Source organism: Pseudoalteromonas issachenkonii (assembly GCF_002310795.1).
Taxonomy (GTDB): Bacteria; Pseudomonadota; Gammaproteobacteria; order Enterobacterales; family Alteromonadaceae; genus Pseudoalteromonas; species Pseudoalteromonas tetraodonis.
Genome location: NZ_CP011030.1, coordinates 2,785,579 through 2,811,816, shown reverse-complemented (window position 1 = coordinate 2,811,816; position 26,238 = coordinate 2,785,579). Strand labels below are relative to the sequence as shown.

Genomic DNA, 26,238 nt, shown 5'->3' with positions numbered 1-26,238 from the left:
CTCAGCAATATTTGAGCGCATATCAACAAAATTAAACCGAATGTAGTTAATTGCTTAGCTTTAAACAGTTTGAGCGTACAAATTCAGACGGTAGCTCGGTAATCACCGCTGCACGTTGTTTAGGGCAGAAAAACGCATACACTTCATTTGAAAAGTCATCATTAATAGAGCGGCTAACGCGGTATAAAGCGGAGTTAAAACTGCTATCTATACGAAAGTGATCTTTTATTACGTAATCTTTGTCTAAGTACCACATTAAAGTAATACCTTCGTTATTAGCATATTGGGTCAGTACAGTACGCAAGGTTGAGTCACGTTGAAAGCGACGCGGGCCTACTTCTCCACTCCAATTTAAAGGCATAGGCTCTACTACAAAAGAGCGTTGGTTTAGCGCTCTGTCGAGGCTAAGATCGGGTTTTTCGAGTTCAATGACAAATTTGTCATTGTCTTTATTGACAGAAATTCTATCTCGGATTGATGCATAAAACCGCGATAACCCTTCAGCCGCAGCGTTAGTGGTTTGTTGATAATTAAGTGACGACGAACCATTTAGTAGAAAGTAAATAGCTGCACCAATTAACAATAAAGCTAAAAGTATATATCTAATCCAAAACCACATGGCTGTTACTCATCTTTGTTATTTTAATAACCCATCTTTAATAAAAAGAGGGGGCGTCTTTATCGGGTCGTGTTTTAAAGCGTCTATGCAACCACATATATTGTTCAGGGGCGGCATTTATTGATTGTTCCATGCGCTGATTAACACGTGTTACATCGGCTTTATTATCGCCGCTCGGGAAGTTTTCAAGCTCAGGCACGATTTCTAAGTGGTACTTTCCGTTGTTATCCCTATAAGCAATTAAGCTCATTGTTTCGCAGTTTTTACTACCTGCAAACATTAGTGTACCAGTGGTGGTTGCTGTATCGGGTACTGCGTAAAAAGGCACAAACTCACAGCGGTTACGGCCATAATCCTGATCGGGTAAGTAATAACACAGTTTTTTATTTTTTAATGATTTTAATAATCCTTTTACGTCTTTTTTTCCAACCATGTATTCATTAGAGCGAAGACGCCCATTGGTAGTAAAGTATTCCATAAGCGGATTATTATGTGGGCGGTAAAAGCCAATACCTTGGCACTTCAAACCCATTACACGACTTGTCATTTCAAGGTGAAGTATATGTGGAACAAGTAATAAAACGCCTTTTCCTGATTGTTGTACGCGCTCAAAGTGCTCAAGCCCTTTTATTGACCCGAGTACTTTTTTGACCCGCCATTGTGGCCACCACCAAGCCATACCGGTTTCAACCATAGCAATACCGGTATTTTCCATATTTTTAAGTACCAGCTGTTGTTGCTCGGCTTCGCTCATCGTGGGGAAACAGTGTTTAATATTAACTTCAGCAATATGCCTTCTGCGCTTCATATATTTATGAACCAAGCGTCCTAGCTGCTTACCCATAGCTAATTGTATTTTTTGCGGTAACCATGAAATGAGATATAAAAATAAGACACCAATCCAAGTTAGCCAATAACGAGGACCTAAAAAAGAGGCTTTAAAAGGGGATGAGTTGACCACAAAAATTTCTCTAAAAATAAAAGGCTAGTTTAACGCTATGCGCTCAAAAATACAAAAAGCCAGCAAAAAGCTGGCTTTAGTAATTATTTATAATGAAGTCGTGTGTTTAGTTAACGGTATTTAACCCTTGGTTTATACCCACTAAGTCTTCGCGGCTTAATGTGCCTGTTGCTTGTTTTAGACGAAGCGTTGACACAACATAGCGATAACGCACATCAGCAAGATTACGCTTTGCGTTGTACAAGTTTTGCGTACTGACAAGCACATCAACAATGGTACGTGTACCCACTTCAAAACCCGCTTCAGTGGCTTTTAGTGCACTTTGTGCTGAAATAACCGCTTGTTCAAGCGCTTTATAGGTCGCAATATCAGATACCACTTGGTTATAAGAAGTAATAACAGAGCGAGTTACTGCGCGATAATCCGTTTCAAAATCTTGGCTCGCAGCAACGTAAAATGCACGTGCTTGATCTGTTGCAGCAACCGTTGCGCCACCAGAGTAAAGTGGTACGCTAAAGTTAAGTCCAACAGATGTTGAATCTGAACGAGGCTGGTCGTCAAAACTAGCGCCATTTAACTCGCTATCTGTTAATGAGTCGCCGTAACTAGCATTTAAAGTTAGTTTTGGATAATGCCCTGCTTTAGCAAGTTCAATTTGCTCTTTAGCGATATCAACCGTTATTTTTGATACTTGCAGATTTAAGTTTTTGTCTTTCGCTATTTTAACTAAATCAGTTGCAGGTGTACTTGGCTTAACAGTAGAAAACGTTTCGGTGTTTAACATATCTAGCTTTGCATGGTATTTTCCGGTGATCTCACGTAGTTGCTCACGGGCTGTTTCTACCGCATTATTAGCAATGATTTCTTGCGCTACTGAGTTATCAAATTGTGCTTGTGCTTCATGTACATCGGTAATAGCCGTTAAACCTACAGCGTAACGTTGTTTAGTTTGTTCAAGTTGGCGCTCAATGGCACGTTTTTCAGCTTGTACAAATTCAAGGTTATCAATAGCGCTTAATACGTTAAAATAGCCTTCAGCCACACGTACTATTAAATCTTGTTTAGCAAAATCGTACTGGCCACTAGCTTGCAGTGCTTGTTTGTCAGCAATGCCGAGTGAATTCCACGCGCCCAAATCAAATAGCGTTTGGCTTAAGCTAATACCACGTCTGAATTGGTCCGTTTCACTTTCGACTTTAACTTGGTTTGATAAATCGCCTACGCTTTGAAAAGAGGTCGAGTCACTTTTTTCATAACTCATGCTTAAACCAATTTGCGGTAATAATGCGCTCATAGCGCGATCGCTTTGGTATGATTGTGCATCAGCTTGGGCTTTTGCTTTTAAAACGGTAGGATCGTTGGCTGTTGCGATTTCAAAAACTTGAAGTAAATCTTCTGCATTGGCTACGGTTGAGCCCAATGCGCATGATAAACTAACCAGTGCAGCAAGGATGTTCTTTTTCATGTGATGTTCGGTCCTTAGACAATTTTTGTACAAGTAGCATGTTAACCTGTTTTAACTAATAACTAAAAAAAAAATTAGTAAAACAGCGTTCTCAAGTGTAACAGAATATATACCTAAATGACGTTGATGTATTTGCACCCTCAAAAAGGAAAGAATAGATGGCGAATAAAAGTCGTATTAAATTTACCCATGACGATGTGAGATTAAAACCAATTGAAAATTTGTATGATGGTTTTTTTAAAATAAACCTTTATCAATTTAAGCATGCCTTATTTGCGGGTGGAGAGTCTGAGGTAATTCGTCGAGAAATTCTTGAACGCGGAGATGCGGTCGCAGTATTACCTTATGACCCAGTGACTGAGCAAGTGTTGCTAATTGAACAAATTCGAATTGGCGCAATTAAAAGCAAACACACGCCTTGGCTGTTAGAATGTATAGCGGGCATGACCGATGGCAGTGAAGATTACGAGTCGGTTGTTAAAAAAGAAGCGTTTGAAGAAGCGGGACTTAATTTAACAGAACTTGAGTTTATGTTGTCTTACCTTTCAAGCCCCGGCGGTACTACAGAGCGTTTATATTTATATTTAGCTCACGCCGATTTAAGCCAAATCAGTGCTGGCATTTATGGATTAGACACCGAAGGTGAAGATATTAAAACCCATATTATGCACTTAGACGAAGCACTACAGCGACTTAATAGTGGTGAAATAGATAATGCTGCTACCGTAATTTGCTTGCAATGGTTAGCACTAAATCGCGACAGAATACGTAAGAAGTGGGCATAGTTTTTAATTTTTTAATAGTAATGGCGGTATTTTGACAGCACTTTTAACGACTAATCGATACATTCAAAGCCTTCCAAAGTATTTAACACTTTGTGAGCATAATTACGTACGCCTTTTAAAATTACTACCTCGTGAACGAGCGATTGGCAGTGTTAGAGAAATCAAACTGGGCCACAGTGAATTTGCCATCAACATAGATGACATTGCCAAGTACACCCTTGATGTATCTATTAAACAATTATCAGGAATGGTAAGTGGTATTTCGCCTTTGTATTTAACAGTGCGCTTATATAATGATGCTAAAGTAGCCGAAATTGTCCATCATGATTACCACCAACGAATCAAACCTTCCTATGGCTACCCTAATCCTAAGATGCATCAAAAAGATGAAAAGTATCAGTTGAATGCTTTTTTATATGATTGGTTGGTTGCCTGTGTAGAGCGAGGTCAATCAACACTTAATTGGGATGTAAATAATGGCTTGGTTTGATGATACGTATTATTTTGAGCAAGCCCAGCTTCGTATAGCCCATATAACGGATTGTCACCTTTTTAGCGATAAGCAGGGCGAGTATTTTGGGGTTAACACCGCAGAACATTTTACTAGGGCACTTACAGATATAGCAAAACAGCAGCCTGATGCCTTGATATTTGGTGGCGATTTAACCCAAGATCACAGCTTTAATTCCTATTTATTATTTGCTGAACTGATTCATAATAGTGACCTTGATTGCCCCGTATTTTGGGTTCCTGGTAATCATGATGAAATTGATCAGCTCAATTTAATTAGTGGCGGGCAAATACAACGCGCTAAACATATTGTGGCGCAAGGGTTTGAACTGATATTAATTAATTCTAAAGGAAATACCCCTGCTGGGTGGGTGACGCCCTCGCATTTAGAGGAAATTATGGCGTGTTTAGTCGATTCAGATAATCGTCATATTGCATTTTGTCATCACAACCCACTGCCTATTAATGGCTACCTAGATAAACACATGCTAGAAAATGGGCCGCAGCTATTAAATTTATTAGTTAATAATGGCCGCGTTGATGCGCTGTTTCATGGGCATGTTCACAATGACTACCAACAGCAATTTAGAGAGCTTGATATTTACGCGACACCGGCCAGTTCCGTGCAGTTTACAAAGCACAGTGCTACTTGGCAGCAAGAAGATAAAGGGGCGGCTTATCGTATGCTGCACTTAAATGCTGAGCAACAAAAGGTGCATATACGCACGGACGTGGTATGGTTAAACGAGTAATCTATATTCACGGTTTTAATAGCTCTGAAAAATCATATAAAGCTGTGCGCTTTGGTGAGCTTATGGCACACTATGATGTTGATTATTGTGTGCCACGCTTAAATCATGAACCTATAGAGGCGATTGTAGCGCTTGAACAACTATTAACACCGAATACCGTATTATTGGGCAGCTCGTTAGGTGGTTTTTTTGCCACGTATTTATCGCAGCGTTATCAAATTCCTGCGGTGGTAATTAATCCTGCCGTTGCCCCATATACATTATTAGAGCCTATACTTGGGCCTAATTATAATCCGTATCAAGATTATAATTACCAATTACAATCTCGTCATATAGATGCGTTAAAAGCATTAACGGTGACAGAGTTAAAACACCCTGAACTGTTGTATTTATTACAGCAAACAGGGGATGAAGTGTTAAATTTTCAGCACGCAATAAAGTATTACTCACAATGTAAACAGTTAATTGAATTTGGCGGCGATCATAGCTTTAATGGCTTTGAGCGAGCTTTTTCAAGCATTGTCGATTTTCTTAAAATCAGATATTAGCGTATATAAAGATAAAAACTATGACTCAACAAAATTATAACGCCGAAGCCATTGAAGTACTTAATGGATTAGAGCCGGTAAAACGCCGCCCAGGCATGTATACAGACACATCGCGCCCCAATCATTTAGGCCAAGAGGTTATTGATAACAGTGTTGATGAAGCAATGGCCGGGCATGCGACGCGTATTGATGTCATTTTGCATGAAGATAACTCACTTGAAGTGAGCGATGATGGTCGGGGGATGCCGATAGATATTCACCCTGAAGAAGGTATTCCTGGGGTTGAACTAATATTCACCAAATTACACGCAGGTGGTAAGTTTTCAAATAAAAATTACCAGTTCTCTGGTGGTTTGCATGGGGTAGGTATCTCGGTCGTTAATGCGCTATCTACCCGTGTGGAAGTAACGGTTCGCCGTGACGCACAGCAATTTAGAATGGCTTTTGAGCATGGCGATAAAGTTGAAGATTTAAATGTTATTGGCTCAGTGGGTAAACGCAATACCGGTACTACCGTGCGCTTTTGGCCAGATACCAGCTATTTTGATTCTGCTAACTTTTCACTGACTAAGCTTAACCATTTATTAAAAGCCAAAGCGGTACTATGCCCAGGTTTGCGTATTAAGTTTGTAAATAAACAAACGAAAGAAACCCAAGAGTGGTTTTATGAAACCGGCTTAAAAGATTATTTAGTAGAAGCAGTTAAAGGCTATGAAATACTGCCTAAAGACCCATTTGTAGGTGAGTTTTCAAGTTCTATTGAAGGCGCTGATTGGGCCGTTGTATGGATGCCTGAAGGCGGTGAGTCAACAGCCGAAAGTTATGTAAACTTAATTCCTACCGCACAAGGTGGCACCCACGTAAATGGCCTGCGCCAAGGGCTTTTAGAGGCGATGCGTGAATTTTGTGAATTTAGAAACTTATTACCACGTGGTGTAAAGCTCACCCCAGATGATATTTGGGAACGTTGTAGTTATGTATTGTCGGTAAAAATGCAAGACCCACAATTTGCAGGGCAAACCAAAGAAAAACTCTCATCACGTTCATGTGCTGCGTTTGTATCGGGTGTCGTAAAAGATGCTTTTAGCTTATGGCTAAATGAGCACACTGACACTGCAGAGTTACTTTCTGAATTGTGTATTTCAAATGCACAGCGTCGCTTACGCGCGGCTAAAAAAGTAGTTCGTAAACGTGTTACTTCAGGCCCTGCATTACCAGGCAAACTGACCGATTGTAGTGCTGCTGATAATGACCGCACGGAATTGTTTTTAGTAGAGGGTGATTCAGCGGGTGGCTCAGCTAAACAAGCGCGAGATCGTGAGTTCCAAGCAATCATGCCACTAAGAGGTAAAATTTTAAATACTTGGGAAGTAGAATCAGGGCAAATTTTGGCCTCTCAAGAAGTGCATGATATTTCAGTGGCATTGGGTATTGACCCCGATTCAAGTGATTTATCAGGGCTGCGTTACAATAAAATATGTATATTAGCGGATGCTGACTCGGATGGACTGCACATTGCCACTTTATTGTGTGCCTTATTTGTGCGCCACTTCCCACAATTGGTAAAAACTGGGCATGTGTATGTTGCTATGCCACCGCTGTTTAGAATTGATATTGGTAAAGATGTTTATTACGCGCTTGATGAAGATGAAAAAACCGGAATTTTAGCGCGTATAGAAGCAGAGAAAAAACGCGGTAAGGTAAACGTGCAACGCTTTAAAGGCTTGGGTGAAATGAACCCGCTACAATTGCGTGAAACAACCATGGATCCAAATACCCGTCGTTTAGTGCAGCTAACACTTGATGAAGAAGAACAAACAATGGAAATGATGGATATGTTACTTGCTAAAAAGCGTTCATCAGATCGCCGCCAATGGCTTGAAGATCACGGTAACAAAGCACAAGTTTAATAAGCCTTTGGGCTACAGGAGAGGCAAATGAAAAGACTATTTAGCACACTGTTGTTAGTCGGCTTTATGTCATCGCCAGTGATGGCGAAAAATATTCTCGACAAGCTGACGGCTGCCCCAGGGTTTGAAATAAGCTTATTTGCTGATGATGTTGAAAATGCTCGGCAAATTGCAGTATCAAGCCGAGGTATAGTGTATGCAGGTTCGCGTAATGCGGGTAATGTGTATGCATTGATTGATCATAACAGCGACGGCGTTGCAGATAAAAAAATAGTGATTGCAGAGGGACTGAATATGCCCTCGGGTTTAGCGATTAAAGACGGTGACTTATATGTCGGTGAAGTGCACCGTATTATTCGTTTTAAAAATATCGATAAGCACCTCAAAAACCCTGAGTATGAAGTGTTTTATAGCGATTTACCGTCAGAGCGCCACCATGGCTGGAAGTTTTTACGCTTTGCGCCAAACGGCGAGCTGATTATTCCGGTGGGTGTTCCCTGTAATATTTGCGAAGAAGATCCTCGGTTTGGTCGTATTTTTTCGTTAAACACCGACACCAAAGAAATAACCACTTTAGCCAAAGGTGTGCGCAATACTGTAGGCTTTGACTTTCACCCTAGCACGCAAATGCTATGGTTTAGCGATAATGGCCGCGACATGATGGGGGATGATATTCCACCCGATGAGCTAAACCGCATCACTAAAGAAGAAGAACATTTTGGTTTTCCATACGTGCATGGCGGCGTTATTGTTGATCCGGAGTTTGGTGAAGGCAAAAACATTGCTGACTACACTCAACCTGCATTGGCATTAGGTGCGCATGTTGCGCCATTAGGTATTCATTTTTATACCGGCAAGCAGTTCCCTGATAGCTATAAACAACAGTTATTTGTAGCTGAGCACGGTTCATGGAACCGCTCTAAAAAGGTCGGTTATAAAGTGGCAGTGGCAACTATAGAAAATGCCAAGGTAACAAAGTATACGCCACTGATCACCGGCTTTATGCAAGACGAAACGACATTTGGACGCCCTGTTGCATTTGCACAATTAAATGATGGCAGTCTATTGGTAAGCGATGATTACGCAAACGTAATTTACCGCGTAAGCTATAAGAAAAACTAGGTAAGCTTTAATGAGTGATACAGATACCTTGCTAATGCAAGGAATTGAACAACAAACAATGGGGCGTTTTACCGAAGACGCCTATTTAAATTATTCAATGTACGTGATCATGGATCGTGCCTTACCGCACGTTGGTGACGGCCTAAAACCAGTGCAACGTCGTATTATCTATGCGATGAGTGAGTTGGGATTATCGGCAAATGCAAAATACAAAAAATCAGCCCGTACCGTGGGTGACGTATTAGGTAAATACCATCCTCATGGTGATAGTGCCTGTTATGAAGCCATGGTACTGATGGCGCAGCCGTTCTCTTATCGCTACCCCTTGGTGGATGGGCAAGGTAACTGGGGTGCAGCTGATGATCCTAAGTCATTTGCGGCAATGCGTTACACTGAAGCGCGTTTATCTAAATTCTCTGAGGTATTACTCAAAGAATTAGGCCAAGGGACCGTTGATTGGACGCCAAACTTCGATGGCACCATGGATGAGCCTTTAGTGTTGCCATCGCGCTTACCGCATATATTACTTAATGGGGTAACTGGTATTGCTGTGGGTATGGCAACCGATATACCACCGCATAATGTGCGTGAAGTGGCCAGTGCCTGTTGTTTATTACTTGATAAGCCAAAAACAGAGCTCGAAGAGTTACTGGATTTAGTGCATGCGCCAGATTACCCAACCGATGCTGAAATAATTACGCCTAAAGCTGATATTCACAAAATTTATAAAACCGGCCGTGGCTCTATTAAAATGCGTGCAGTGTATTGTGAAGAGCAGGGCGATATCGTCATTACCGCTTTGCCGCACCAATGTTCGGGTGCAAAAGTACTTGAGCAAATTGCAGCGCAAATGAACGCTAAAAAGTTACCAATGGTGGCTGACTTACGTGATGAGTCTGATCACGAAAATCCAACCCGTATTGTGATTGTGCCGCGTTCAAACCGAATTAAAGCTGAGCCATTAATGGCGCACTTATTTGCAACAACCGATCTTGAAAAAAATTACCGCGTAAACTTAAACATGCTGGGCTTAGATGGCCGTCCACAGGTTAAAGACTTACGTAGTATTTTAACTGAATGGTTAACCTTTAGACGTGAAACAGTGCGTCGTCGTTTGCAATATCGACTCGATAAAGTACTCGCAAGATTACATATTTTAGAGGGCTTGCTTGCTGCCTTTTTAAATATTGACGAAGTTATAGAAATTATCCGCTCTGAAGATAAGCCTAAACCATTATTAATGGAACGCTTTGAGTTAACTGATATTCAAGCGGAAGCCATTTTAGAATTAAAACTTCGCCATTTAGCAAAGCTTGAAGAGTTTAAAATTCGTGGTGAGCAAGACGAATTAGCCAAAGAGCGTGACAAATTAGAGCAAACATTAGGCTCAGACCGTCGCATGTCGACGTTGCTTAAAAAAGAAATTCAAGAAGCCGCAGAAATGTATGGTGACGATCGTCGCTCACCTGTTATTGAGCGTGTGGAAGCTAAAGCACTGAGCGAAAAAGATTTAATCCCTTCAGAGTCTGTGACTGTTGTTTTATCTGATAAAGGCTGGGCACGTGTTGGTAAGGGTCATGACTTAGATGTAGAAGGGTTAAATTACCGTGCCGGTGATGGCTATAGAGCATCAGCGCGAGGTAAAAGTAATCAACCTGCGGTATTTTTAGATTCAGCAGGGCGTGCATTTGCGACCGATGCGCATAGCCTTCCTTCTGCAAGAAGCCAAGGCGAGCCTATGACAGGGCGCTTTAACTTAACCTCAGGCGCAAGCTTTGAGCACGTAGTTATGGGTGAAGACGCTCAGGTATTGCTAATGGCTTCTGATGCCGGTTATGGCTTTATTACTGACTTTAAAGATTTAGTCAGTAAAAACAAAAACGGTAAAGCCTTAGTGAGTGTGCCAAAAGGTGGTGTGTTACTTTCGCCAATTCGCGTGAATGACGTTGCCAGTGATTACTGTATGGCAATTTCTAACGAGGGACGAATGTTGTTATTCCCACTGCGTGATTTACCTAAGCTAGGTAAAGGCAAGGGCAATAAGATTATTTCTATTCCGGGCGCTAAAGTACAAGCGCGCGAAGAGTTTGTAAAAGTATTAGCTGTTGTGCCGCAAGGCAGCAGTGTTACGCTGCATGCAGGTAAGCGTAAATTGACGCTTAAACCAAGCGACCTTGAGCATTACCATGGCGAGCGAGGCCGCAGAGGGAACAAGTTACCTCGTGGTTTACAGCGCGTTGATGAAGCCGTGGTAGAGTTGACGCCGCAGCAAGTTGATGAGCCAAATTCAGATACTGAGCAAAGTTAAAACACTCGGAAAATTAGACTAAACTAGATAACGGCTTACTTAGGTAAGCCGTTTTTTTATGACTGTTTTATTTCAGCGAACGCTTGTGCGCTATTTTCTCGTCTGCGCAACAAAATAACGTTATAATAAAGCAATACATGATTGTGGTTATATTGGAGAGGCGCACTTGCTAGCTGTTATACGTATTTTAATAATGCTGTTGTTTATATTATTAAGTTGTTTTTTTGGTTTGTTGTTATCAATATTTAGACCATTTCATCCTAATAATGTGCACGTTATTGCAAGTTGGTTTGGCTCAATGGCTAAAATGCTTGGGGTTAAATTAGAACTAAAATATCATCCCGATGCGCTTAAGGTGGGGCCTGCTGTGTATGTAGCGAATCATCAAAATAGCTACGATTTATTTACTATTCCAGCCATGGTACCAAAAAATTGTGTGAGCGTTGGCAAAAAAAGTCTTAAATGGATCCCATTTTTTGGGCAGCTTTATTGGTTGTCGGGTAATATTTTAATCGACCGTTCAAATCGTTCAAAAGCTGCTGGCACAATCTCAAAAGCAGCGGCTAAAATAAAACAAAAAGGCTTATCGGTGTGGATGTTCCCTGAGGGGACGCGTAGTTATGGTCGTGGTTTACTCCCCTTTAAAACCGGTGCATTTCATACCGCAATGAGTGCAGAGGTGCCTGTTGTGCCAGTATGTATGAACACAACCGATAAAACCATTAAACTAAATCGCTGGGATAATGGTACAATTTACATTGAAATGTTAGCCCCCATAGCACTTGATAACAGTATCAGTGCCCGTGAACATGCTAAAAGTGTGCACAGTATTATGGCTGCTAAAATAACAGAATTAGATGCTCAAGTGAGAGAGAAATAATGGAAAACTGGCGTGAAATAAGTGAAGACATCGTAACTTCACTACTTGAAGATGGTTCCGATCCAGAAATTCTTTATGAAGTAGAACACCACTTTGTATGTGAAGACTTTACTAAGTTAGAACAAGCGGCATTGGCTGCGTTTAAACTAGGTTACGATGTAGAAGAGCCAGCAGAACTTGAGCTTGAAGACGGTGAAAAAATTTGGAGTTTTGACATTGTTGTTGAAGCCGAATTAGATGTCGACGTGATAATGGAAGACGTTGACAAACTCGCGCAACTTGCTGTTGAATGCGATGTTGAATACGACGGTTGGGGCACTTACTTTCAAGAGTAAGGATTACCAATGCAAAAGGCGAACAATATGTTCGCCTTTTTTGTGTCTTATTGGATCTGTATTGTAATTACAGCCACTTTTTATTTTTAAAGTAAATACCAATCCCACCAGTTAAAACAATTAAAAACACCACAAATGCAGTGAATGCATAGGGGCTTTCTGTTCCAGGTATACCGCCGACATTGACCCCCAATAATCCAGTTAAAAAGCCCAGCGGTAAAAATAAAGCAGCCACCACCGACATTACATACATCCGCTGATTTAGTTGCTCAGAGACTTGGTTTGTAATGGTTTGTTGGATAACAAGTGCGCGCTCTATTGAACTATCGAGCTCTTCTAAATAGCGAATAAGTAAATTGGTGGTTTCATTTAGCTTGGCTTTATCATCGTCAAAAAGCCATGGGTAATGATTATTAACCATGCTACTGAGTGCTTCTTTTTGTGGTTTTAAGTAACGTTTTAGCGCGATGGTTTGACGGCGAAGTTGCGACAAGCCTTGGTTATCAAACTTTTTACTGGGCTCATCAATTTCCTCTTCAAAATCATCTAAGCTTTCATCTAGCTCATCAATTACTGTTTGCATACGTGAAGTGAGCTTGTGCGCTAATGTACACACCAATTCAGAAATACTGCATGGCCCCTCATTATTATTCAACGAGGCTAGAATATCTTGCACTGATAATAATCGGCGCTTACGCGTGGTGATCACCACATCGTTATTTATAAATAACCGAATAGATACCATGTCTTCAGGGCTTTGTGCTGGGTTTAAGTTGATCCCGCGTAAAAATAACATATGGCCATTAGTTGTTGGCGTTATTCGTGGACGCGTTTCATCAGCAGTGAGTGATTCCAGTTCATAGTCGTTTAACAGCCCGCAGTTTTTTAACCAATCTACCGCATCTGTTTGGCTGTAGTCCATATGCACCCACAGTTTTCCATCAGTAGGTTGCCATTGGTGTAATTGCTTGCTGTTTTCTATGGGGTGTGCACCGCCTTTTTCATCAAGAATAAGCGCATGAAGTAAGCCATTAATCATAATAATTTCTCATCGATAGTATATTTTCAATACAGTTAACTGTAATGTATTTAGGATCTGTTTATCTTTCAAGGTTAAATTTGCAGCAGTCTATTTGGTATTTAGGCAAGGCAGAGTGTGGTTATTCCCCATAAATAGGCGATAACACAACATCAATGCCAAATAGGCGCTGTCCGAAGGGTTCTGCCTAGGGGCAATTAACTCTTTGTTGCTCGATTTTTACTTAGCCCACTAGGTTACAAACCTCGCGCCGCGATTAAATTGCCCCTAGTTTGAACAAATATTAATTCGTAAAGGTCAACAGACCCTAGTTAAATAAAATTTAGCTTTACTTTGTATATGTTAAACTGAGTTTAACAACAAAAACTTATGTTTTAGCCTATGGTTAAATGCATACGTAAGAGCTGCATTGTTAAACGAGTTAACTTAAAAGGTCAATCAAATCGGCTTATCGAGTAGATTAATTTATTTTGTTGGTGTTTTATTTGCTGTAGCGTATAAAACACTTTTTTTACTAAGGGCACATTTATGACGACAAAAATAACAGTTGGTTGGCGTGAGTGGTTGAGTTTACCCGAGCTGGGCATCGAGCAAATTAAAGCAAAAATAGATACCGGTGCACGTACTTCCTGTATTCATGCAATTAATATTGAAGAATATGAAGTGGAAGGCGAAAAATGGGTTAAATTTATAGCCCAACCATTGCAAGAAGACGAGCAAACGCAAATCACCTGCAATGCCAAAGTTAAAAAAATGAAGTACGTTACCAGCTCTAGTGGCCAAAAAGAACTGCGTTACTTTATTGAAACTACATTACATGCTGGCGAATTTAGTTGGCCAATAGAAATTACATTAACAAGTCGTGCGTCAATGAAGTTTAGAATGTTATTAGGACGCACAGCTATGGAAAATCGTATAGTCGTTGATCCGGCTTTATCACATTTATTATAAGAATTCGTTGAGTAGCAAACATACTTATATGTGCTTGCTCAACATAATTTAGTTAAGGTTTTAACTATGAAAATTGGTATTTTATCTCGCAACAAAAATTTATATTCAACGCGTCGTTTAATTGAAGCGGCTGAGCAACGTGGTCATGAAGTAAAAGTGATTAACGCGCTACGTTGTTATATGAATATAAACTCAGATCAACCTGAAATCCATTACCGCGGCGAAAACCTAAAAGATTTTGATGCCATTGTTCCGCGTATTGGCGCATCAGTTACTTTTTATGGCTGTTCTGTATTACGCCAGTTTGAAATGATGGGTGTTTATCCGGTTAATGAATCTGTGGCTATTTCTCGTTCGCGCGATAAATTACGTTCTCTACAATTATTATCACGCAAAGGCGTAGGCATGCCAGTAACAGGCTTTGCTAGCAAGCCAGATGACGTAAAAGACTTACTCGAAATGGTAGGTGGCGCACCGGTCGTTATTAAGCTACTTGAGGGCACTCAAGGTATTGGTGTGGTACTTGCTGAAACACGTAAAGCGGCTGAAAGTGTTATTGAAGCGTTTATGGGTTTAAAAGCCAATATCATGGTACAAGAATATATTAAAGAAGCGGGTGGTGCGGATATTCGTTGCTTTGTACTCGGAGATAAAGTGATTGCTGCAATGAAACGTCAAGCACAAGAAGGTGAGTTCCGCTCAAACCTTCACCGTGGTGGTAGCGCTACATTGGTGCGTATTACGCCAGAAGAGCGTAAAACAGCGGTTGCAGCGGCAAAAGCAATGGGCTTAAACGTTGCTGGCGTTGACCTACTTCGCTCATCTCGTGGTCCTTTGGTTATGGAAGTAAATTCATCGCCAGGTCTTGAAGGGATTGAAGTGGCAACAGGTAAAGACATTGCGGGCATGGTGATTGATTTCATCGAGAAAAATGCTGCAAGTAAAGGAACGGCAACTCGTGGCAAAGGTTAAAATTAACCGACCTTTCACCCTATTAGGTGAAAGTATTGGTGTAGGTGAACGTAAAACACTCGCGCTAGAAGCTGCAAAGCTTTACACCCATTCACCGCTTAATATTCCTATTGAAGTGGTTAACGGTGTAATGGAAGGCCCTGTATTGATGGTGTGTGCGGCTATACACGGCGACGAACTAAATGGGGTTGAGGTTGTGCGCCAGTTACTGGCTAAAATCGACCCTAATCAGCTTCGTGGTACATTAATTGCGGTTCCGATTGTGAATGTATTTGGTTTTATTCATAAATCGCGTTATCTGCCCGATCGCCGTGATATGAACCGAAGTTTTCCGGGGTCTGAGCGTGGTTCATTAGCAGGTCGCATGGCGTATATGTTTTTTAACCAAGTAGCTGTGCATTGTACGCATATTATTGATTTGCATACGGGGGCGATTCACCGTACTAACTTACCGCAAATTCGCGCTAATTTAGCCGATGAAGCAACAGCGCAAATGGCTAAAGCCTTTGGTACGCCTGCGGTTATAGATGCGTCATTACGTAATGGCTCGCTGCGTAGTGAAGCCGCTAATTTAGGTATACCTGTTATTACTTATGAGGCGGGTGAAGCACTACGCTTTGACCCTATTGCGATTGCTGCAGGCGTGCAAGGGGTTGATTATGTTATGCGACATTTAAAAATGATACGCGGTAAACGCCCTAAAAAACTGCCTGATCCTGTGATTGCAAGTTCAACTAGTTGGGTACGTGCTGAAGTAGACGGCATAGTAAGAGCGCAAGTATCGTTAGGTGAGCGAGTAATGAAAGGCCAAGTGCTTGCTTATATTAGCAGTCCGCTTGGCGATTCAGAACTTGAACTCCTTGCTCCTCGAAGCGGTATTATTATTGGCCAGCAGACCATGCCACTGGTAAATGAAGGCGATGCCGTATTCCATATTGCTTATTTTGCGCATGCAAATAGTTTGGTAGAGCAGCAGTTAGAAACGTTTATTGATGAGATAAATGATTTAGATGATGAGCTGAAAACGGCTGAACTAAATAATTAATACCAATTTGCTCAATTAAGTGAATTGATATGACTCTATCTGTAGATATAAAAAACCGCCTTAGTTTTAAGCTAACGCGGTTTTTTAATAGGTGTTGTTTAGCTACGCGGTTTAGGGCCAATAATGCGTTTAATTTTAGGCGCTTTTGTTGGTTTAGGCTCCGTATTAAGCACTAACACCGGGCGGGTAACAAATAAGTTATTAGGGTAAATCACTCTGTGGCCATCAACGTGTTCGAGTAAGACATTCATCAGCCCCATTTCAATAATACGCCCTTCAATGGCGTTGGCTCCATCCACAATTCTTACCCAATAACCTACACGGCAGTCATTTTGAATAAACATCAGTAAAAACGCGGTTAAGTTACTCAGCAATGACCATGCCGCAAAGAGTGCAACGCCTAGCATGGCAAATAAAGAAGAGCCTAATACCAGTAAACCACGCAGTTCTATTCCCCAAAAAACTAATACTAAACACAGCATCACAAAGGCGAGTATTATTTTTAGTAGTAGCTCTGCACGGTACTTTCGGTGTAAATCGATTTTACCTCTGATAGCTTTTTCGAGTAATTTTTTAGTTACTTTTAATAGTAGCGGAAAGCTCAAAAGGGCAATCACGGTCACGATAAGTTTATATTGTGTGCCCAAAAGCTCTAAAAGGGTGATTAATTCCAAAATGTACTCTCACAATAATGATAGGCGCAAAGTGTAACGTTTAACGTAGGCGCGCAGTAGTGATTTTAAAAAGAATTTTTGACGCTGAGCAGCCATTGTACCGAGTCAACATCATCATATTTATTTAGCGGCGCGGCTATATCAAGGTGGATCATGGTACCCGCATTGGCACGACTTGGCGCAAGGCGCAAACCTAAGCCCACATTTTTTAGCACTGGGGTGTTCTCAACTTGATACTGAGTGTTCGAGTCGTTGTTATACCAAGCTCGACCAATATCTAAAAAGGCCGCCCCTCCCACTTTAAACAGCTGTAGTAAGTCATATTCCCAGTAATAGCGCTTTTCTAAACTGACTAAAAAACTCCGATCCCCATGTTGAAATTCCATAGGATAGCCACGAAGTCCAGTTTCGCCCCCTAGGGTGAGCTGTTTATCATTAGTGAGGTTTTTTGCGTATTGCAGCCTTGCTTTTACATACCAAGATTGATCAATACTGGTATTTAAATAATATTGAATTTGGCTAGTAGTGAGCAAGTTTTCGAGCTGTTTTTTCTCGTTATTCCAATAGCCTTGAATATCTGCATGAAAACGCCAAAGGGTATGGTTAGTGCTAAAATGGGCTTTGTTAAAATTAAACGAGTACACAGCGCGGCTATCGTCGTTACTCATTGATTCATCGGAGTAGCCCAGGGTGGCTTTGATATTCCAGCCTAAATTTAAATCCTCAGTACGATAAATACTGTCAAAGTTACGTACTTTTATAAAGTTATCTTCAAACCAATGGCCGCTGATGTAGGGGTAACTTAAGCTTCTGTTTTCAGCCACTGCTGTAGTGGTAGAATCAATCGCTTTGAAAGTGTGTTGCTCATCAATATAACCAAGGCTCAAGCGCTGGGTCCAGTTATGACTAAGGGCTTTAGAATGGCCAAAAAACACCTGGTTTAGGTCGGTTTTTTGTTCAAACTCACTAAACTTTTCACCTCTGATGTATAAGGCTTCTTCTCGTTGGGTTGAGTAACTCAAGGCGCCATAACTATAGGGCGTATCGATGGCATAAAACGGGTAGGTTAGTTCAACTAAATGACTTTTACCGTCGCTGTTGTCGGCATACTCTAAACGCCCTCGGTAGCGAGTTGATAAGATATTAGGATCATCGTAAACAAATAAATAACCATTTCGGTCACTGTCTGTTTTACGTGCAAACGATAACCGTTTGCCCCAACCAAATAAGTTAGATTCGCGAAAACCAATACTTGATTTATTTTCACCACCACTACGGCTAAAACTAAGTTCGGGCAGTAAAGTCCATAAGTCTCGAGTAATTACTGTTACATCAATATTTCCATCACAATTTTCGTCAGCAATAATTTGTGCATCATATAAATAACTTTGTTTTCTCAGTAACCGCTCAGATTCGGCCAGCGCTTTTGGATTAAAGGTATCGCCTGACTTAAACAGTAAAATACTCTTAATTACCTCAGGCTCGGTTTGTATGTGCGCCCGATTGGCAAAACGAAATAATGCATTGTTTTCAGCCTCTAGTTCAGTATTAAATACATTAAGCTGTTGCAAAGTAATGGAGGCAATTTTAGTGTTACTTTGTGCTGTGAGTGTTGGAGTTTGAGATGTAATTTGACGACGCAAATTATTTTCATGAGTTTGTGATGAGTCGTCACTAGGGCAGCTTTGGGCTAGTGGCGCTTCTTGCGCGCAAACGCTGAGCATAAACATACTCGAAATAGAAAGGCTAAAACAACTACGTGCAATCCATTTTCTATTTAACATTGACCCTCTTTAGCGCTATTTTGCAAAATAAAACACTTACTCTTAGCTTACATCATTGTTATTGATATGTAAGTAAAAGACAGATTTAGTTTTATTTTTATAGCGATTATAAGGTATTAGCTATGCATTTAAGTTAAATAAAATGTTAACGCTGCCAATAGGTTGTCGGCATCTTGTCCTTCACCATTAATCCACACACTTTGGCTGTAATGCTCAAAATTTAAATTAAATGTGTGGTTAGCATAGTTAAAACGCAGTTGATGACGATCTGCCCCAGCGGCATACTCATTAATGCTAATTTCATCGCTGTGCAAAAATAACGTTCCCCACAATTCAAAGTCTTCATCGTGCGGCAGCTCTGTCGGTTTAATAATAATACATTGATGTGTGTGATCGTATTCAAGTTCGGTCATAAGGGGCTTATTGCGTTGCTAGGTAATGTCGAATTGCGGTTAAAAACTCACCGCCATACTTGTTTAATTTAGTAAAACCAACCCCCGACACTTTTAAAAATTCACTGTCGTTAGTGGGCATAAGCTGCGCCATTTCGGCTAGCGTTTTATCGTTAAATACTACATAAGGCGGCACATCATCGGCATCGGCTAACTCTTTACGCAATGCACGCAGGCGAGCGAATAGTTTTTTATCGTAATTAAACTGCGCTAACTTATCCTGATAAACGTGTTTAGCTTGTAAGCGAGGCTCGGCCAATTGCAGCGCATATTCACCTTTTAAAATAGCGCGTGCAGCTTCAGTTAAACGCAATGAAGCGCCTTGGGTTATATCTTGGCTTAATAGCCCTTGATGAATAAGTTGGCGTAAAATACTAAGCCAAAATTCACTGCTTTTATCTTTACCTATGCCATAGGTACTAAGTTCATGGTGATTGTTATCACGAATGCGGCTAGTATTCGCGCCGCGTAATAACTCTACAATGTAACCTAACCCAAATCGTTGTTGCGCGCGATACACACATGAAAGCGCTTGCTGTGCGACTAATGTGCCATCAAAACTTTTAGGTGGATTTAAGCAAATGTCACAGTTCCCACAGGGCTCGCGTTGGTACTCACTAAAGTAGTTCAATAATATTTGACGACGACACGTTTGTGCTTCGGCAAAGCTGGCCATGGCATTAAAGCGCTGCTCTTCTACGCGGCGGCGTTGTTCATCGTCAATATCTTCAAAAAAGCGTCTAACTCGGCCTATATCGGCAGGGTCAAAATACATGATGGCCTCTGCAGCCAGTCCATCTCGTCCAGCACGGCCTGTTTCTTGGTAATAAGCTTCAATACTTTTTGGAATGTCGTAATGCAGAACAAAGCGTACGTTAGGCTTGTTAATTCCCATACCAAAGGCAACGGTGGCAACCACAATTTGAATATCGTCACGGGCAAATCCGGTTTGCACAAACTGACGTTGCTCGTTACTCATTCCCGCATGGTAAGCGGCAGCATTAAGGCCTGCATCAGCAAGCTTTTCAGCTATATCATCAACACGTTTACGACTGGTGCAATAAATAATACCACTTTGATTTTTTTGCTCTTTTAAATAACGCAGTAATTGCACCATAGGTTTAAATTTTTCTTCTATGGTGTAACGAATATTAGGGCGATCAAAACTGCCGGTATGAATGTAGGGCTGTTGTAGCTTGAGTTGCTCAACAATATCAAAGCGAGTCGCTTTATCGGCAGTGGCAGTGAGTGCCATCATAGGCACATGTGCAAAGCGTTGTTTAAGCTCATTTAAACGAAAATAATGCGGTCTAAAATCGTGACCCCAATGAGAAACACAGTGTGCTTCATCAATAGCAAACAAGCTCACATTCAAATGAGAGAGCCGCTCTAAAAAGTCGCGTTGTAGCACTTTTTCAGGAGCTACATAAAGTAGCTTTATCAGCCCTTGATGCAATTGCTGATACACTAATTGTTGTTCTTCGCGAGCTAGGCTGTTATTGACATAAGCGGCCCTAACTCCCAGTGCTTGTAACTGGGTGACTTGATCTTGCATTAAAGAAATCAGCGGAGAAATAACAATGGTGACTCCCTCTAATACCAACGCGGGTATTTGGTAACACACCGATTTACCACCACCGGTGGGCAGTAATACTAATGAATCTTGGCCATTAATAGCGGCATCAATTACTGCACTTTGACCGTCGCGAAATTCACTGTAACCAAACACTTGTTTGAGTACAGTTTCGGGTTTACGCACAAGCGTATTAGGAGAAGGAGTTAGTGTATTCATCGGCGCTATTTTAGTGGTTTTTTATCAGGATGTCTTTAGCTTTCATTACTTGGTACACACATCTGTAGTGATAAACTAAAATCTGCAGGGGGTTACAATAGCCTCAAGCTGTGCTTTACTCATCGTACCACTGTAAACATAGAGAATAACAATGAATAAAGAAATGTTGATCGATCAAGTAGGGGCGCTGTTTGTTAATAACATGCCCTTTAACCAGTTTTTAAAAATAGCAGTAGAGTCACTTAGTACTGAACAAGCTAAAATATCATTTCCTTGGCAAGACGTATTAATTGGTAATCCGGCGCAAAAGATTCTTCACGGTGGAGTGATTTCTGCGGTGCTCGACAATGTAGGCGGAATGCTTGCTGCAGCAAGTGTAATAGGAAAACTAGACGATGCCGACTTACCCAGTGTGCATAAAAAGTTAGCAACACTGGGCACCATAGATTTACGTACTGATTATTTACGCCCAGGTAAAGGGGAGGTATTTATTGCCAGCGCCACACTTATTCGCTCAGGAAATAAAGTGTGCGTGTGCCGGATGGAGTTACATAACGAGCAGTCGGTACAAATAGCGTTTGGAACGGGCACGTATTTAGTTGGCTAAAAAGTGAGAGGGGGTTAAACTTACGGCCTTTTAAATCATCAAGTGGTTACTATGTCGATTGATACCGAGCAGCGAAAGGGCGCCATTTTTGCCTGCCTCGCCTTTTTTATGTGGGGCCTAGCACCCATTTATTTTAAGATGATCCAACATGTATCAGCATTTGAAATTTTAATGCATCGTGTTATTTGGTCAGTGATGTTTCTTATTTTGGTGGTGAGTGTGCTCAACTACTGGGATAAAATTAAACGCATTTTAATCCAACCTAAATTAATTCTGATGCTAGTTGTTACCTCGACCTTATTGGGGTTTAACTGGGGGTTGTTTATATGGGCTATTAATAACAATCACATGCTAGATGCCAGCTTAGGCTACTATATCAATCCTTTGTTAAATGTATTACTTGGTATGGTGTTTTTAAACGAGCGGTTACGTAAGTTGCAAGGAGCTGCTGTTGCCTTGGCTTTTACAGGTGTTTTATTACAGTTAATTAGTTTTGGTTCATTTCCGGTTGTGGCATTTTCGTTAGCGACTTCTTTTGCGTTATATGGCCTATTACGTAAAAAACTACAGGTTGATGCCCTGCCTGGGATTTTAATTGAGGCATTAATATTATTACCGGTGGCACTGACCTATTGGTGGTTAATGGTGCCGACTGAAACGTCTAATTTACCAGCGAATGATTGGCTAACTAATGCGCTATTAGTAAGTGCAGGTATAGTGACTACGCTACCATTGCTGTGTTTTACCGGCGCGGCTAAGCGATTGCAATACACTACGCTTGGGTTTTTTCAGTACATAGGGCCTAGCTTAATGTTTATTTTAGCAGTGGTGTTTTATGGTGAAGTGTTTGATGCTGAGCGTGTAATTACCTTTGCGTGTATTTGGAGTGCACTGGCTATTTTTAGTTGGGATTCATACCATCAGTCGCGTAAACGCAGAAAAGCAGCCATTGTCGCCTCAGGTGTGGTTTAGTTAAACTAAACCACTTTATTACGCCCCGACTCTTTGGCTTTGTAGAGCTTTAAGTCGGCTTGTTTTAATAGTTCGTCAATTTGATAGGTTTCACTGTGGCTGAAGCCTATCGACAGCGTAAACTTGATTTGTGCTTGGCTAAACTCATGGCTATTAAGCTCAATAAATAATCGAAAACTTTCTAGTCGTTTTAGTGCTTCTTGCTCGGTCAGTTCAGTAAAAAATACCGCAAATTCTTCTCCGCCTAAACGGGCAACCAATTGGTTTTCAAAATATTTATTAAAGCATACCGCCAGCCCTTTAAGCACTTCATCTCCGGCATCATGGCCATAGGTATCATTAATAGCTTTAAAATGGTCAATATCAAGCATAGCTAACATGGCTGGTGCTTTTGCTTTTTTAAACTGCTTTAATGACTTGTTAGCCTCTTCAAAAAAGTAACGACGATTAGGGAGTTTAGTTAAGTAATCTGTATTGGCTTGTCGTTTTATAGTTTCGATATGCTCTAGCATATCGACGTTTTGACTTAACCGGCAGTAAAATTCTTCACTGTTAAATGGTTTGTATAAATAGTCATTTGCTCCATTTTTTAAAAATAAGGCAGATAAATTAGACGAAGTAGCGCCTGAAATACCAATAATGGCTTTTTCGTTATTACTATAAATGCGTCTAATTTCATTACACAGCTCAATACCGCCCATATTAGGCATTTCTTTGTCGGTAATAATCACAGAAATATCGGGGGTGATTTCAAGCTCTTTAAGCGCCTCTAGGCCATCGGCTGCTTGTAATATTTGATATTTGTGACGTGTTAATAAACTACATATGTATTGGCGTGTTGACGCAGAGTCATCAACAACCAATACTTTTACATGCTTATTACGGGGCAGGCGGTAAAGCTGCTTTTCTAAATACTCGTAGGCTTGTTTATTGCCTTTAATGATGTAATCAATAATGGGGTATTTTTCAACGGTGTCACGGGTATGCTTATCGATATTGCCTGTCATCACTATGGTAGGAATATCTGCTGCAATGGTGCATGGAACAGCTTCACCTTGTGGCGCGTCAGGTAATATAAAGTCGACCACTGCGCAAAAATAATGGTGCTTACTTATAAGCTCTTTAGTCTCAGCCAAGGATTGAGCAATATCAACCTCGTAGCCGACTTTTTGCGCGATATGCTTTTGCACTCGCGCAATAGTAGGAGTGTCTTCAACAATAAGTATTCTGTGCGTCACGTAACAGCCTTGTTTAAATTTTGCAAAATTGTTTGCTTATACAAGTTGTAACTGCTAAAACGCCAAAAAGCAACTATTGTAGTGACTTATAGATTGTCTGCCTCAGAATAATAATCTTGGCTTATTGGTGTTGGCCCTGAAATTTTTGAGCGTCCAAATAATGTATGGAATTTTGTTTTGCAGGTTGTTAACTTTAAATATTTAACCCATGCTCGCTCAATTGGGTTACTTGGCTCTATTATGCCACTGACAGCATTTACAAATTGTTGCTGATGTTCGTTTTGTGGCTCAACTGTTTTGTTATACAGGCTTTTTAAAACAACACCGTGCTGTTCTAAAATACTTGCCTCTAACAGGGTAAAGTGTCCGCTGCGGCTAAATCCGCGTGGAAAGTTTTGGTCATCATAAAATTGACGTTGACTTACGAATGCTTGACGAAGTAGTGAAATATCATTGCTCATAGCTGTACCCTCATACCAATTATTAGCTGGAGTATGGGACATAATCGCTATTTTTTTAAACAAAAAATTTTTATCGTGAGGATAAAAAATTGGACATAGATTTATTAAAAACATTTGTTGAAGTGGTGCGTACTCGCCATTTTGGTAAAGCGGCAGAAAACCTATACATAACGCAGTCTGCGGTGAGTTTTAGAATTCGCCAATTAGAGCAGGGCTTAGGCGTAAATTTATTTATTCGTCAGCGTAATAATATTCAACTCACCGCCCCAGGTGAGCGTTTGTTACCGCATGCGCAAATGATTATTACTGGGATGCAAAGAGCCAAAGTGGATGTTGCACTTGCAGATAATATGCATAAGCAAATTAGCTTAGCAGGTACGCCTAATATTTGGGATGCATTTTTACAGTTTGGTATTACAAATATTGTATCGGCAATGCCTGGTGTATCGCTGGTGGCAGAAGTGAAAGCGCAACAAGAAAGCACTCGCTTATTGTTGGAGCGTACGCTTGATTTAGCTATTTTATTTGATCCTCCTAAAGTTGATGAACTTGTGGTTGAACGTATTTGTGAATTGCCTATTATTCCGGTGAGTGGTTACGATACGGCAACCAGTGATAACTTTTTTGATAATCAATATGTGTATGTTGATTGGGGAACCACGTTTTCTCTTTGGCATGCGCGTCAGTTTACCGGTAAAACACCGCCTTATTTTAGAACCAGTACAGGGCGTATAGCGCTTGATTTAATACTGCAATGTGGCGGTAGTGCGTTTATTCCACAGGTATTAGTTAAAGATCATTTAGAAAAAGGCGAACTTTTTCATGTAAAAGGGGTAGAAAATACCTCAAGAGATGTATTTGTTGCCTATCATAGAGATAACGAACAGAAAGAGTTGATAGAAACCTTGGTTAATTTGTTGTCGCAAATGACACCGAGTTTATTGAAACAAAGTAAGTAGTCGGTAGGCAGTTTATTTTACATGTTATTTTGATTTCAGATTTAATGCAGTTTTATTAACTTAAAAAGACAAAAATGTGTCCTTTGTAATATTTTTGTCATTTAGTGGTGACACACTGCTGCTGTTTTAAAAATTAGTCTATTGTGATTATCGAGGAAATAACATGAAATTTGCAAAATCGAGCTTATGCTTAGCCCTACTTAGCGGTTTATCTTTTAATGCACTTGCAGAGGTAGATATTTACGGTAAAGCAAATGTAACCGTTCAATCATCTGACGATGGTGAAGGATCGTTTACTGAAATTAAAAGTAATGCATCTCGTTTCGGACTTAAAGGGTCTGAAAAAATTTCAGACGGTTTAGAAGCGGTTTATAAGTTTGAATTTCAGGTTGATGTGTCTGATGCCGATTCTAAAGGTGATGACGACAATATTTCAGCGCGTAATCAATATGTGGGCTTTAAAGGCGGATTTGGTCAGGTTGTAATAGGCCGCAACGACACCGCGCTTAAGCAAGCGCAGGGGAAACTAGATCTTTTCAACGATCTTGAAGGTGATATAAAAAATACCTTTAAAGGTGAAAATCGTTTAGGTAACTCAGTATCTTATGCTTCAAACTCATATGAAGGTTTTAAAGTATTAGCGTCATTTATTGCAGAAGACGACGTAGATGCCAAAAATGGCTACTCAGTGGCGTTAACTTACGGTGATGCAGGCCTTAAAAAGAGCGCAGTATATGCTGCCATTGCTGCTGATAGCGAAGTAAATGGTTACGATGTAGTGCGTGCAACAGTTCAAGGTAAAATTGAAGATTTTAGACTTGGCGCAATGTACCAAACACAAGAAAAAGTAGATGGCAGCGCTGAGGCTGACGGTTACTTAGTGAATGCAGCTTACCTTATGGGTAGCAACACTTTCAAAGTGCAATACCAAACAATGGATTTTGATGACAGCGATGATAAAAGCGCGGTATCGGTAGGTGTTGACCATAAGCTAAACAAAAACCTTAAAGTATTTGGCTTTTACTCAAGCTTTGATATGGACAACAATGTTGACCAAGATTACCTAGGTTTAGGTATGGAATATAAGTTTTAACTAA

26 protein-coding genes are annotated in these 26,238 nt (G+C 40.6%); 16 read left to right on the top strand and 10 right to left on the bottom strand.

The window, feature by feature from the left end:
* Positions 1-46: 46 nt before the first annotated feature.
* The 3 genes from PISS_RS13045 to tolC form a co-directional block, all read right to left on the bottom strand.
* On the bottom strand, positions 47-619 hold the full coding sequence (locus PISS_RS13045) for a toxin co-regulated pilus biosynthesis Q family protein (protein ID WP_016900582.1): 573 nt from the start codon (positions 617-619) through the stop codon (positions 47-49).
* Between the two features lie 37 nt (positions 620-656).
* Positions 657-1,580, bottom strand: coding sequence for an LpxL/LpxP family Kdo(2)-lipid IV(A) lauroyl/palmitoleoyl acyltransferase (lpxL, locus tag PISS_RS13040; RefSeq protein ID WP_013465841.1), 924 nt, complete (start codon positions 1,578-1,580; stop codon positions 657-659).
* A gap of 106 nt (positions 1,581-1,686) precedes the next feature.
* Positions 1,687-3,045 carry an outer membrane channel protein TolC gene (tolC, locus tag PISS_RS13035; RefSeq protein ID WP_013465840.1) on the bottom strand — a complete coding sequence of 453 codons (1,359 nt, stop codon included), beginning with the start codon at positions 3,043-3,045 and terminating at the stop codon, positions 1,687-1,689.
* Positions 3,046-3,203: 158 nt separating this feature from the next.
* On the opposite strand from tolC, the gene PISS_RS13030 reads away from it, so the two are divergent.
* From PISS_RS13030 to rraB, 9 genes are all read left to right on the top strand, one after another.
* Positions 3,204-3,830, top strand: a complete 627-nt coding sequence (locus tag PISS_RS13030) for an NUDIX domain-containing protein (protein ID WP_058155234.1) — start codon at positions 3,204-3,206, stop codon at positions 3,828-3,830.
* 31 nt (positions 3,831-3,861) lie between these two features.
* Positions 3,862-4,320 carry a DUF1249 domain-containing protein gene (locus PISS_RS13025; protein ID WP_058155233.1) on the top strand — a complete coding sequence of 153 codons (459 nt, stop codon included), beginning with the start codon at positions 3,862-3,864 and terminating at the stop codon, positions 4,318-4,320.
* The gene (locus tag PISS_RS13020) at positions 4,307-5,092 is read left to right on the top strand and encodes a metallophosphoesterase (protein ID WP_013465837.1); all 786 of its coding nucleotides are present in this window, start codon (positions 4,307-4,309) and stop codon (positions 5,090-5,092) included. The genes PISS_RS13025 and PISS_RS13020 overlap by 14 nt, the downstream gene beginning before the upstream one ends.
* The gene (locus tag PISS_RS13015) at positions 5,077-5,640 is read left to right on the top strand and encodes a YqiA/YcfP family alpha/beta fold hydrolase (protein WP_058155232.1); all 564 of its coding nucleotides are present in this window, start codon (positions 5,077-5,079) and stop codon (positions 5,638-5,640) included. The genes PISS_RS13020 and PISS_RS13015 overlap by 16 nt, the downstream gene beginning before the upstream one ends.
* A 20-nt stretch (positions 5,641-5,660) precedes the next feature.
* On the top strand, positions 5,661-7,550 hold the full coding sequence (gene parE, locus PISS_RS13010) for a DNA topoisomerase IV subunit B (protein ID WP_013465836.1): 1,890 nt from the start codon (positions 5,661-5,663) through the stop codon (positions 7,548-7,550).
* 27 nt (positions 7,551-7,577) lie between these two features.
* Complete coding sequence (locus tag PISS_RS13005) at positions 7,578-8,672, top strand: PQQ-dependent sugar dehydrogenase (RefSeq protein ID WP_058155231.1); 1,095 nt, start codon at positions 7,578-7,580, stop codon at positions 8,670-8,672.
* Between the two features lie 10 nt (positions 8,673-8,682).
* Complete coding sequence (gene parC / locus PISS_RS13000; protein WP_013465834.1) at positions 8,683-10,980, top strand: DNA topoisomerase IV subunit A; 2,298 nt, start codon at positions 8,683-8,685, stop codon at positions 10,978-10,980.
* 166 nt (positions 10,981-11,146) lie between these two features.
* The gene (locus PISS_RS12995) at positions 11,147-11,860 is read left to right on the top strand and encodes a 1-acylglycerol-3-phosphate O-acyltransferase (RefSeq protein WP_029610024.1); all 714 of its coding nucleotides are present in this window, start codon (positions 11,147-11,149) and stop codon (positions 11,858-11,860) included.
* Positions 11,860-12,195 (top strand): ribonuclease E inhibitor RraB, encoded by a 336-nt coding sequence (gene rraB, locus PISS_RS12990; protein ID WP_008110603.1) that lies wholly within the window; start codon positions 11,860-11,862, stop codon positions 12,193-12,195. The genes PISS_RS12995 and rraB overlap by 1 nt, the downstream gene beginning before the upstream one ends.
* 67 nt (positions 12,196-12,262) lie before the next feature.
* On the opposite strand, the gene zntB is transcribed toward rraB, so the two are convergent.
* Positions 12,263-13,234, bottom strand: coding sequence for a zinc transporter ZntB (gene zntB / locus PISS_RS12985; RefSeq protein WP_058155230.1), 972 nt, complete (start codon positions 13,232-13,234; stop codon positions 12,263-12,265).
* A gap of 528 nt (positions 13,235-13,762) precedes the next feature.
* Here zntB and PISS_RS12980 point away from each other — a divergent pair.
* The 3 genes from PISS_RS12980 (at position 13,763) to PISS_RS12970 (ending at position 16,202) form a co-directional block, all read left to right on the top strand.
* Positions 13,763-14,185, top strand: a complete 423-nt coding sequence (locus PISS_RS12980) for an ATP-dependent zinc protease family protein (RefSeq protein ID WP_008110607.1) — start codon at positions 13,763-13,765, stop codon at positions 14,183-14,185.
* 66 nt (positions 14,186-14,251) lie between these two features.
* Complete coding sequence (gene rimK, locus PISS_RS12975) at positions 14,252-15,157, top strand: 30S ribosomal protein S6--L-glutamate ligase (RefSeq protein ID WP_008110610.1); 906 nt, start codon at positions 14,252-14,254, stop codon at positions 15,155-15,157.
* Positions 15,144-16,202 (top strand): succinylglutamate desuccinylase/aspartoacylase family protein, encoded by a 1,059-nt coding sequence (locus tag PISS_RS12970; protein WP_008110612.1) that lies wholly within the window; start codon positions 15,144-15,146, stop codon positions 16,200-16,202. Before rimK ends, PISS_RS12970 begins: the two co-directional genes overlap by 14 nt.
* A 98-nt stretch (positions 16,203-16,300) precedes the next feature.
* Here PISS_RS12970 and PISS_RS12965 read toward each other — a convergent pair whose 3' ends face one another.
* From PISS_RS12965 to recQ, 4 genes are all read right to left on the bottom strand, one after another.
* Complete coding sequence (locus PISS_RS12965; RefSeq protein ID WP_013465831.1) at positions 16,301-16,876, bottom strand: mechanosensitive ion channel domain-containing protein; 576 nt, start codon at positions 16,874-16,876, stop codon at positions 16,301-16,303.
* A 65-nt stretch (positions 16,877-16,941) separates the two neighbouring features.
* Complete coding sequence (locus tag PISS_RS12960) at positions 16,942-18,660, bottom strand: POTRA domain-containing protein (RefSeq protein WP_058155229.1); 1,719 nt, start codon at positions 18,658-18,660, stop codon at positions 16,942-16,944.
* A gap of 128 nt (positions 18,661-18,788) precedes the next feature.
* On the bottom strand, positions 18,789-19,073 hold the full coding sequence (locus PISS_RS12955) for a DUF3630 family protein (protein ID WP_008110618.1): 285 nt from the start codon (positions 19,071-19,073) through the stop codon (positions 18,789-18,791).
* Between the two features lie 7 nt (positions 19,074-19,080).
* Positions 19,081-20,904: a DNA helicase RecQ gene (gene recQ / locus PISS_RS12950; RefSeq protein WP_058155228.1), complete on the bottom strand. Its 1,824-nt coding sequence runs from the start codon at positions 20,902-20,904 to the stop codon at positions 19,081-19,083.
* 151 nt (positions 20,905-21,055) lie between these two features.
* On the opposite strand from recQ, the gene PISS_RS12945 reads away from it, so the two are divergent.
* On the top strand, positions 21,056-21,511 hold the full coding sequence (locus PISS_RS12945; RefSeq protein ID WP_028835656.1) for a thioesterase family protein: 456 nt from the start codon (positions 21,056-21,058) through the stop codon (positions 21,509-21,511).
* A 51-nt stretch (positions 21,512-21,562) separates the two neighbouring features.
* Positions 21,563-22,483: an EamA family transporter RarD gene (rarD, locus tag PISS_RS12940; protein WP_058155227.1), complete on the top strand. Its 921-nt coding sequence runs from the start codon at positions 21,563-21,565 to the stop codon at positions 22,481-22,483.
* A 5-nt stretch (positions 22,484-22,488) separates the two neighbouring features.
* On the opposite strand, the gene PISS_RS12935 is transcribed toward rarD, so the two are convergent.
* Positions 22,489-23,721 carry a GGDEF domain-containing response regulator gene (locus PISS_RS12935; RefSeq protein ID WP_058155226.1) on the bottom strand — a complete coding sequence of 411 codons (1,233 nt, stop codon included), beginning with the start codon at positions 23,719-23,721 and terminating at the stop codon, positions 22,489-22,491.
* Positions 23,722-23,807: 86 nt separating this feature from the next.
* Positions 23,808-24,182 (bottom strand): MaoP family protein, encoded by a 375-nt coding sequence (locus PISS_RS12930; RefSeq protein WP_008110628.1) that lies wholly within the window; start codon positions 24,180-24,182, stop codon positions 23,808-23,810.
* 89 nt (positions 24,183-24,271) lie between these two features.
* Between PISS_RS12930 and PISS_RS12925 the strand changes: the two genes are divergently transcribed.
* Entirely contained in the window at positions 24,272-25,141 is an 870-nt protein-coding gene (locus PISS_RS12925) for a LysR family transcriptional regulator (RefSeq protein ID WP_013465823.1), read from the top strand.
* 163 nt (positions 25,142-25,304) lie between these two features.
* Complete coding sequence (locus tag PISS_RS12920) at positions 25,305-26,234, top strand: porin (RefSeq protein ID WP_033102554.1); 930 nt, start codon at positions 25,305-25,307, stop codon at positions 26,232-26,234.
* The last annotated feature ends 4 nt before the right edge of the window (positions 26,235-26,238 follow it).

What these genes read in the sequence shown, in the direction of transcription:
- PISS_RS13045 (WP_016900582.1), bottom strand. Translation starts at nt 619, where the DNA reads ATGTGGTTTTGGATTAGATATATACTTTTAGCTTTATTGTTAATTGGT.
- tolC (WP_013465840.1), bottom strand. Translation starts at nt 3,045, where the DNA reads ATGAAAAAGAACATCCTTGCTGCACTGGTTAGTTTATCATGCGCATTG.
- PISS_RS13030 (WP_058155234.1), top strand. Translation starts at nt 3,204, where the DNA reads ATGGCGAATAAAAGTCGTATTAAATTTACCCATGACGATGTGAGATTA.
- PISS_RS13020 (WP_013465837.1), top strand. Translation starts at nt 4,307, where the DNA reads ATGGCTTGGTTTGATGATACGTATTATTTTGAGCAAGCCCAGCTTCGT.
- PISS_RS13015 (WP_058155232.1), top strand. Translation starts at nt 5,077, where the DNA reads ATGGTTAAACGAGTAATCTATATTCACGGTTTTAATAGCTCTGAAAAA.
- parE (WP_013465836.1), top strand. Translation starts at nt 5,661, where the DNA reads ATGACTCAACAAAATTATAACGCCGAAGCCATTGAAGTACTTAATGGA.
- PISS_RS13005 (WP_058155231.1), top strand. Translation starts at nt 7,578, where the DNA reads ATGAAAAGACTATTTAGCACACTGTTGTTAGTCGGCTTTATGTCATCG.
- parC (WP_013465834.1), top strand. Translation starts at nt 8,683, where the DNA reads ATGAGTGATACAGATACCTTGCTAATGCAAGGAATTGAACAACAAACA.
- rraB (WP_008110603.1), top strand. Translation starts at nt 11,860, where the DNA reads ATGGAAAACTGGCGTGAAATAAGTGAAGACATCGTAACTTCACTACTT.
- zntB (WP_058155230.1), bottom strand. Translation starts at nt 13,234, where the DNA reads ATGATTAATGGCTTACTTCATGCGCTTATTCTTGATGAAAAAGGCGGT.
- PISS_RS12980 (WP_008110607.1), top strand. Translation starts at nt 13,763, where the DNA reads ATGACGACAAAAATAACAGTTGGTTGGCGTGAGTGGTTGAGTTTACCC.
- rimK (WP_008110610.1), top strand. Translation starts at nt 14,252, where the DNA reads ATGAAAATTGGTATTTTATCTCGCAACAAAAATTTATATTCAACGCGT.
- PISS_RS12960 (WP_058155229.1), bottom strand. Translation starts at nt 18,660, where the DNA reads ATGTTAAATAGAAAATGGATTGCACGTAGTTGTTTTAGCCTTTCTATT.
- PISS_RS12955 (WP_008110618.1), bottom strand. Translation starts at nt 19,073, where the DNA reads ATGACCGAACTTGAATACGATCACACACATCAATGTATTATTATTAAA.
- recQ (WP_058155228.1), bottom strand. Translation starts at nt 20,904, where the DNA reads ATGAATACACTAACTCCTTCTCCTAATACGCTTGTGCGTAAACCCGAA.
- PISS_RS12945 (WP_028835656.1), top strand. Translation starts at nt 21,056, where the DNA reads ATGAATAAAGAAATGTTGATCGATCAAGTAGGGGCGCTGTTTGTTAAT.
- rarD (WP_058155227.1), top strand. Translation starts at nt 21,563, where the DNA reads ATGTCGATTGATACCGAGCAGCGAAAGGGCGCCATTTTTGCCTGCCTC.
- PISS_RS12930 (WP_008110628.1), bottom strand. Translation starts at nt 24,182, where the DNA reads ATGAGCAATGATATTTCACTACTTCGTCAAGCATTCGTAAGTCAACGT.
- PISS_RS12920 (WP_033102554.1), top strand. Translation starts at nt 25,305, where the DNA reads ATGAAATTTGCAAAATCGAGCTTATGCTTAGCCCTACTTAGCGGTTTA.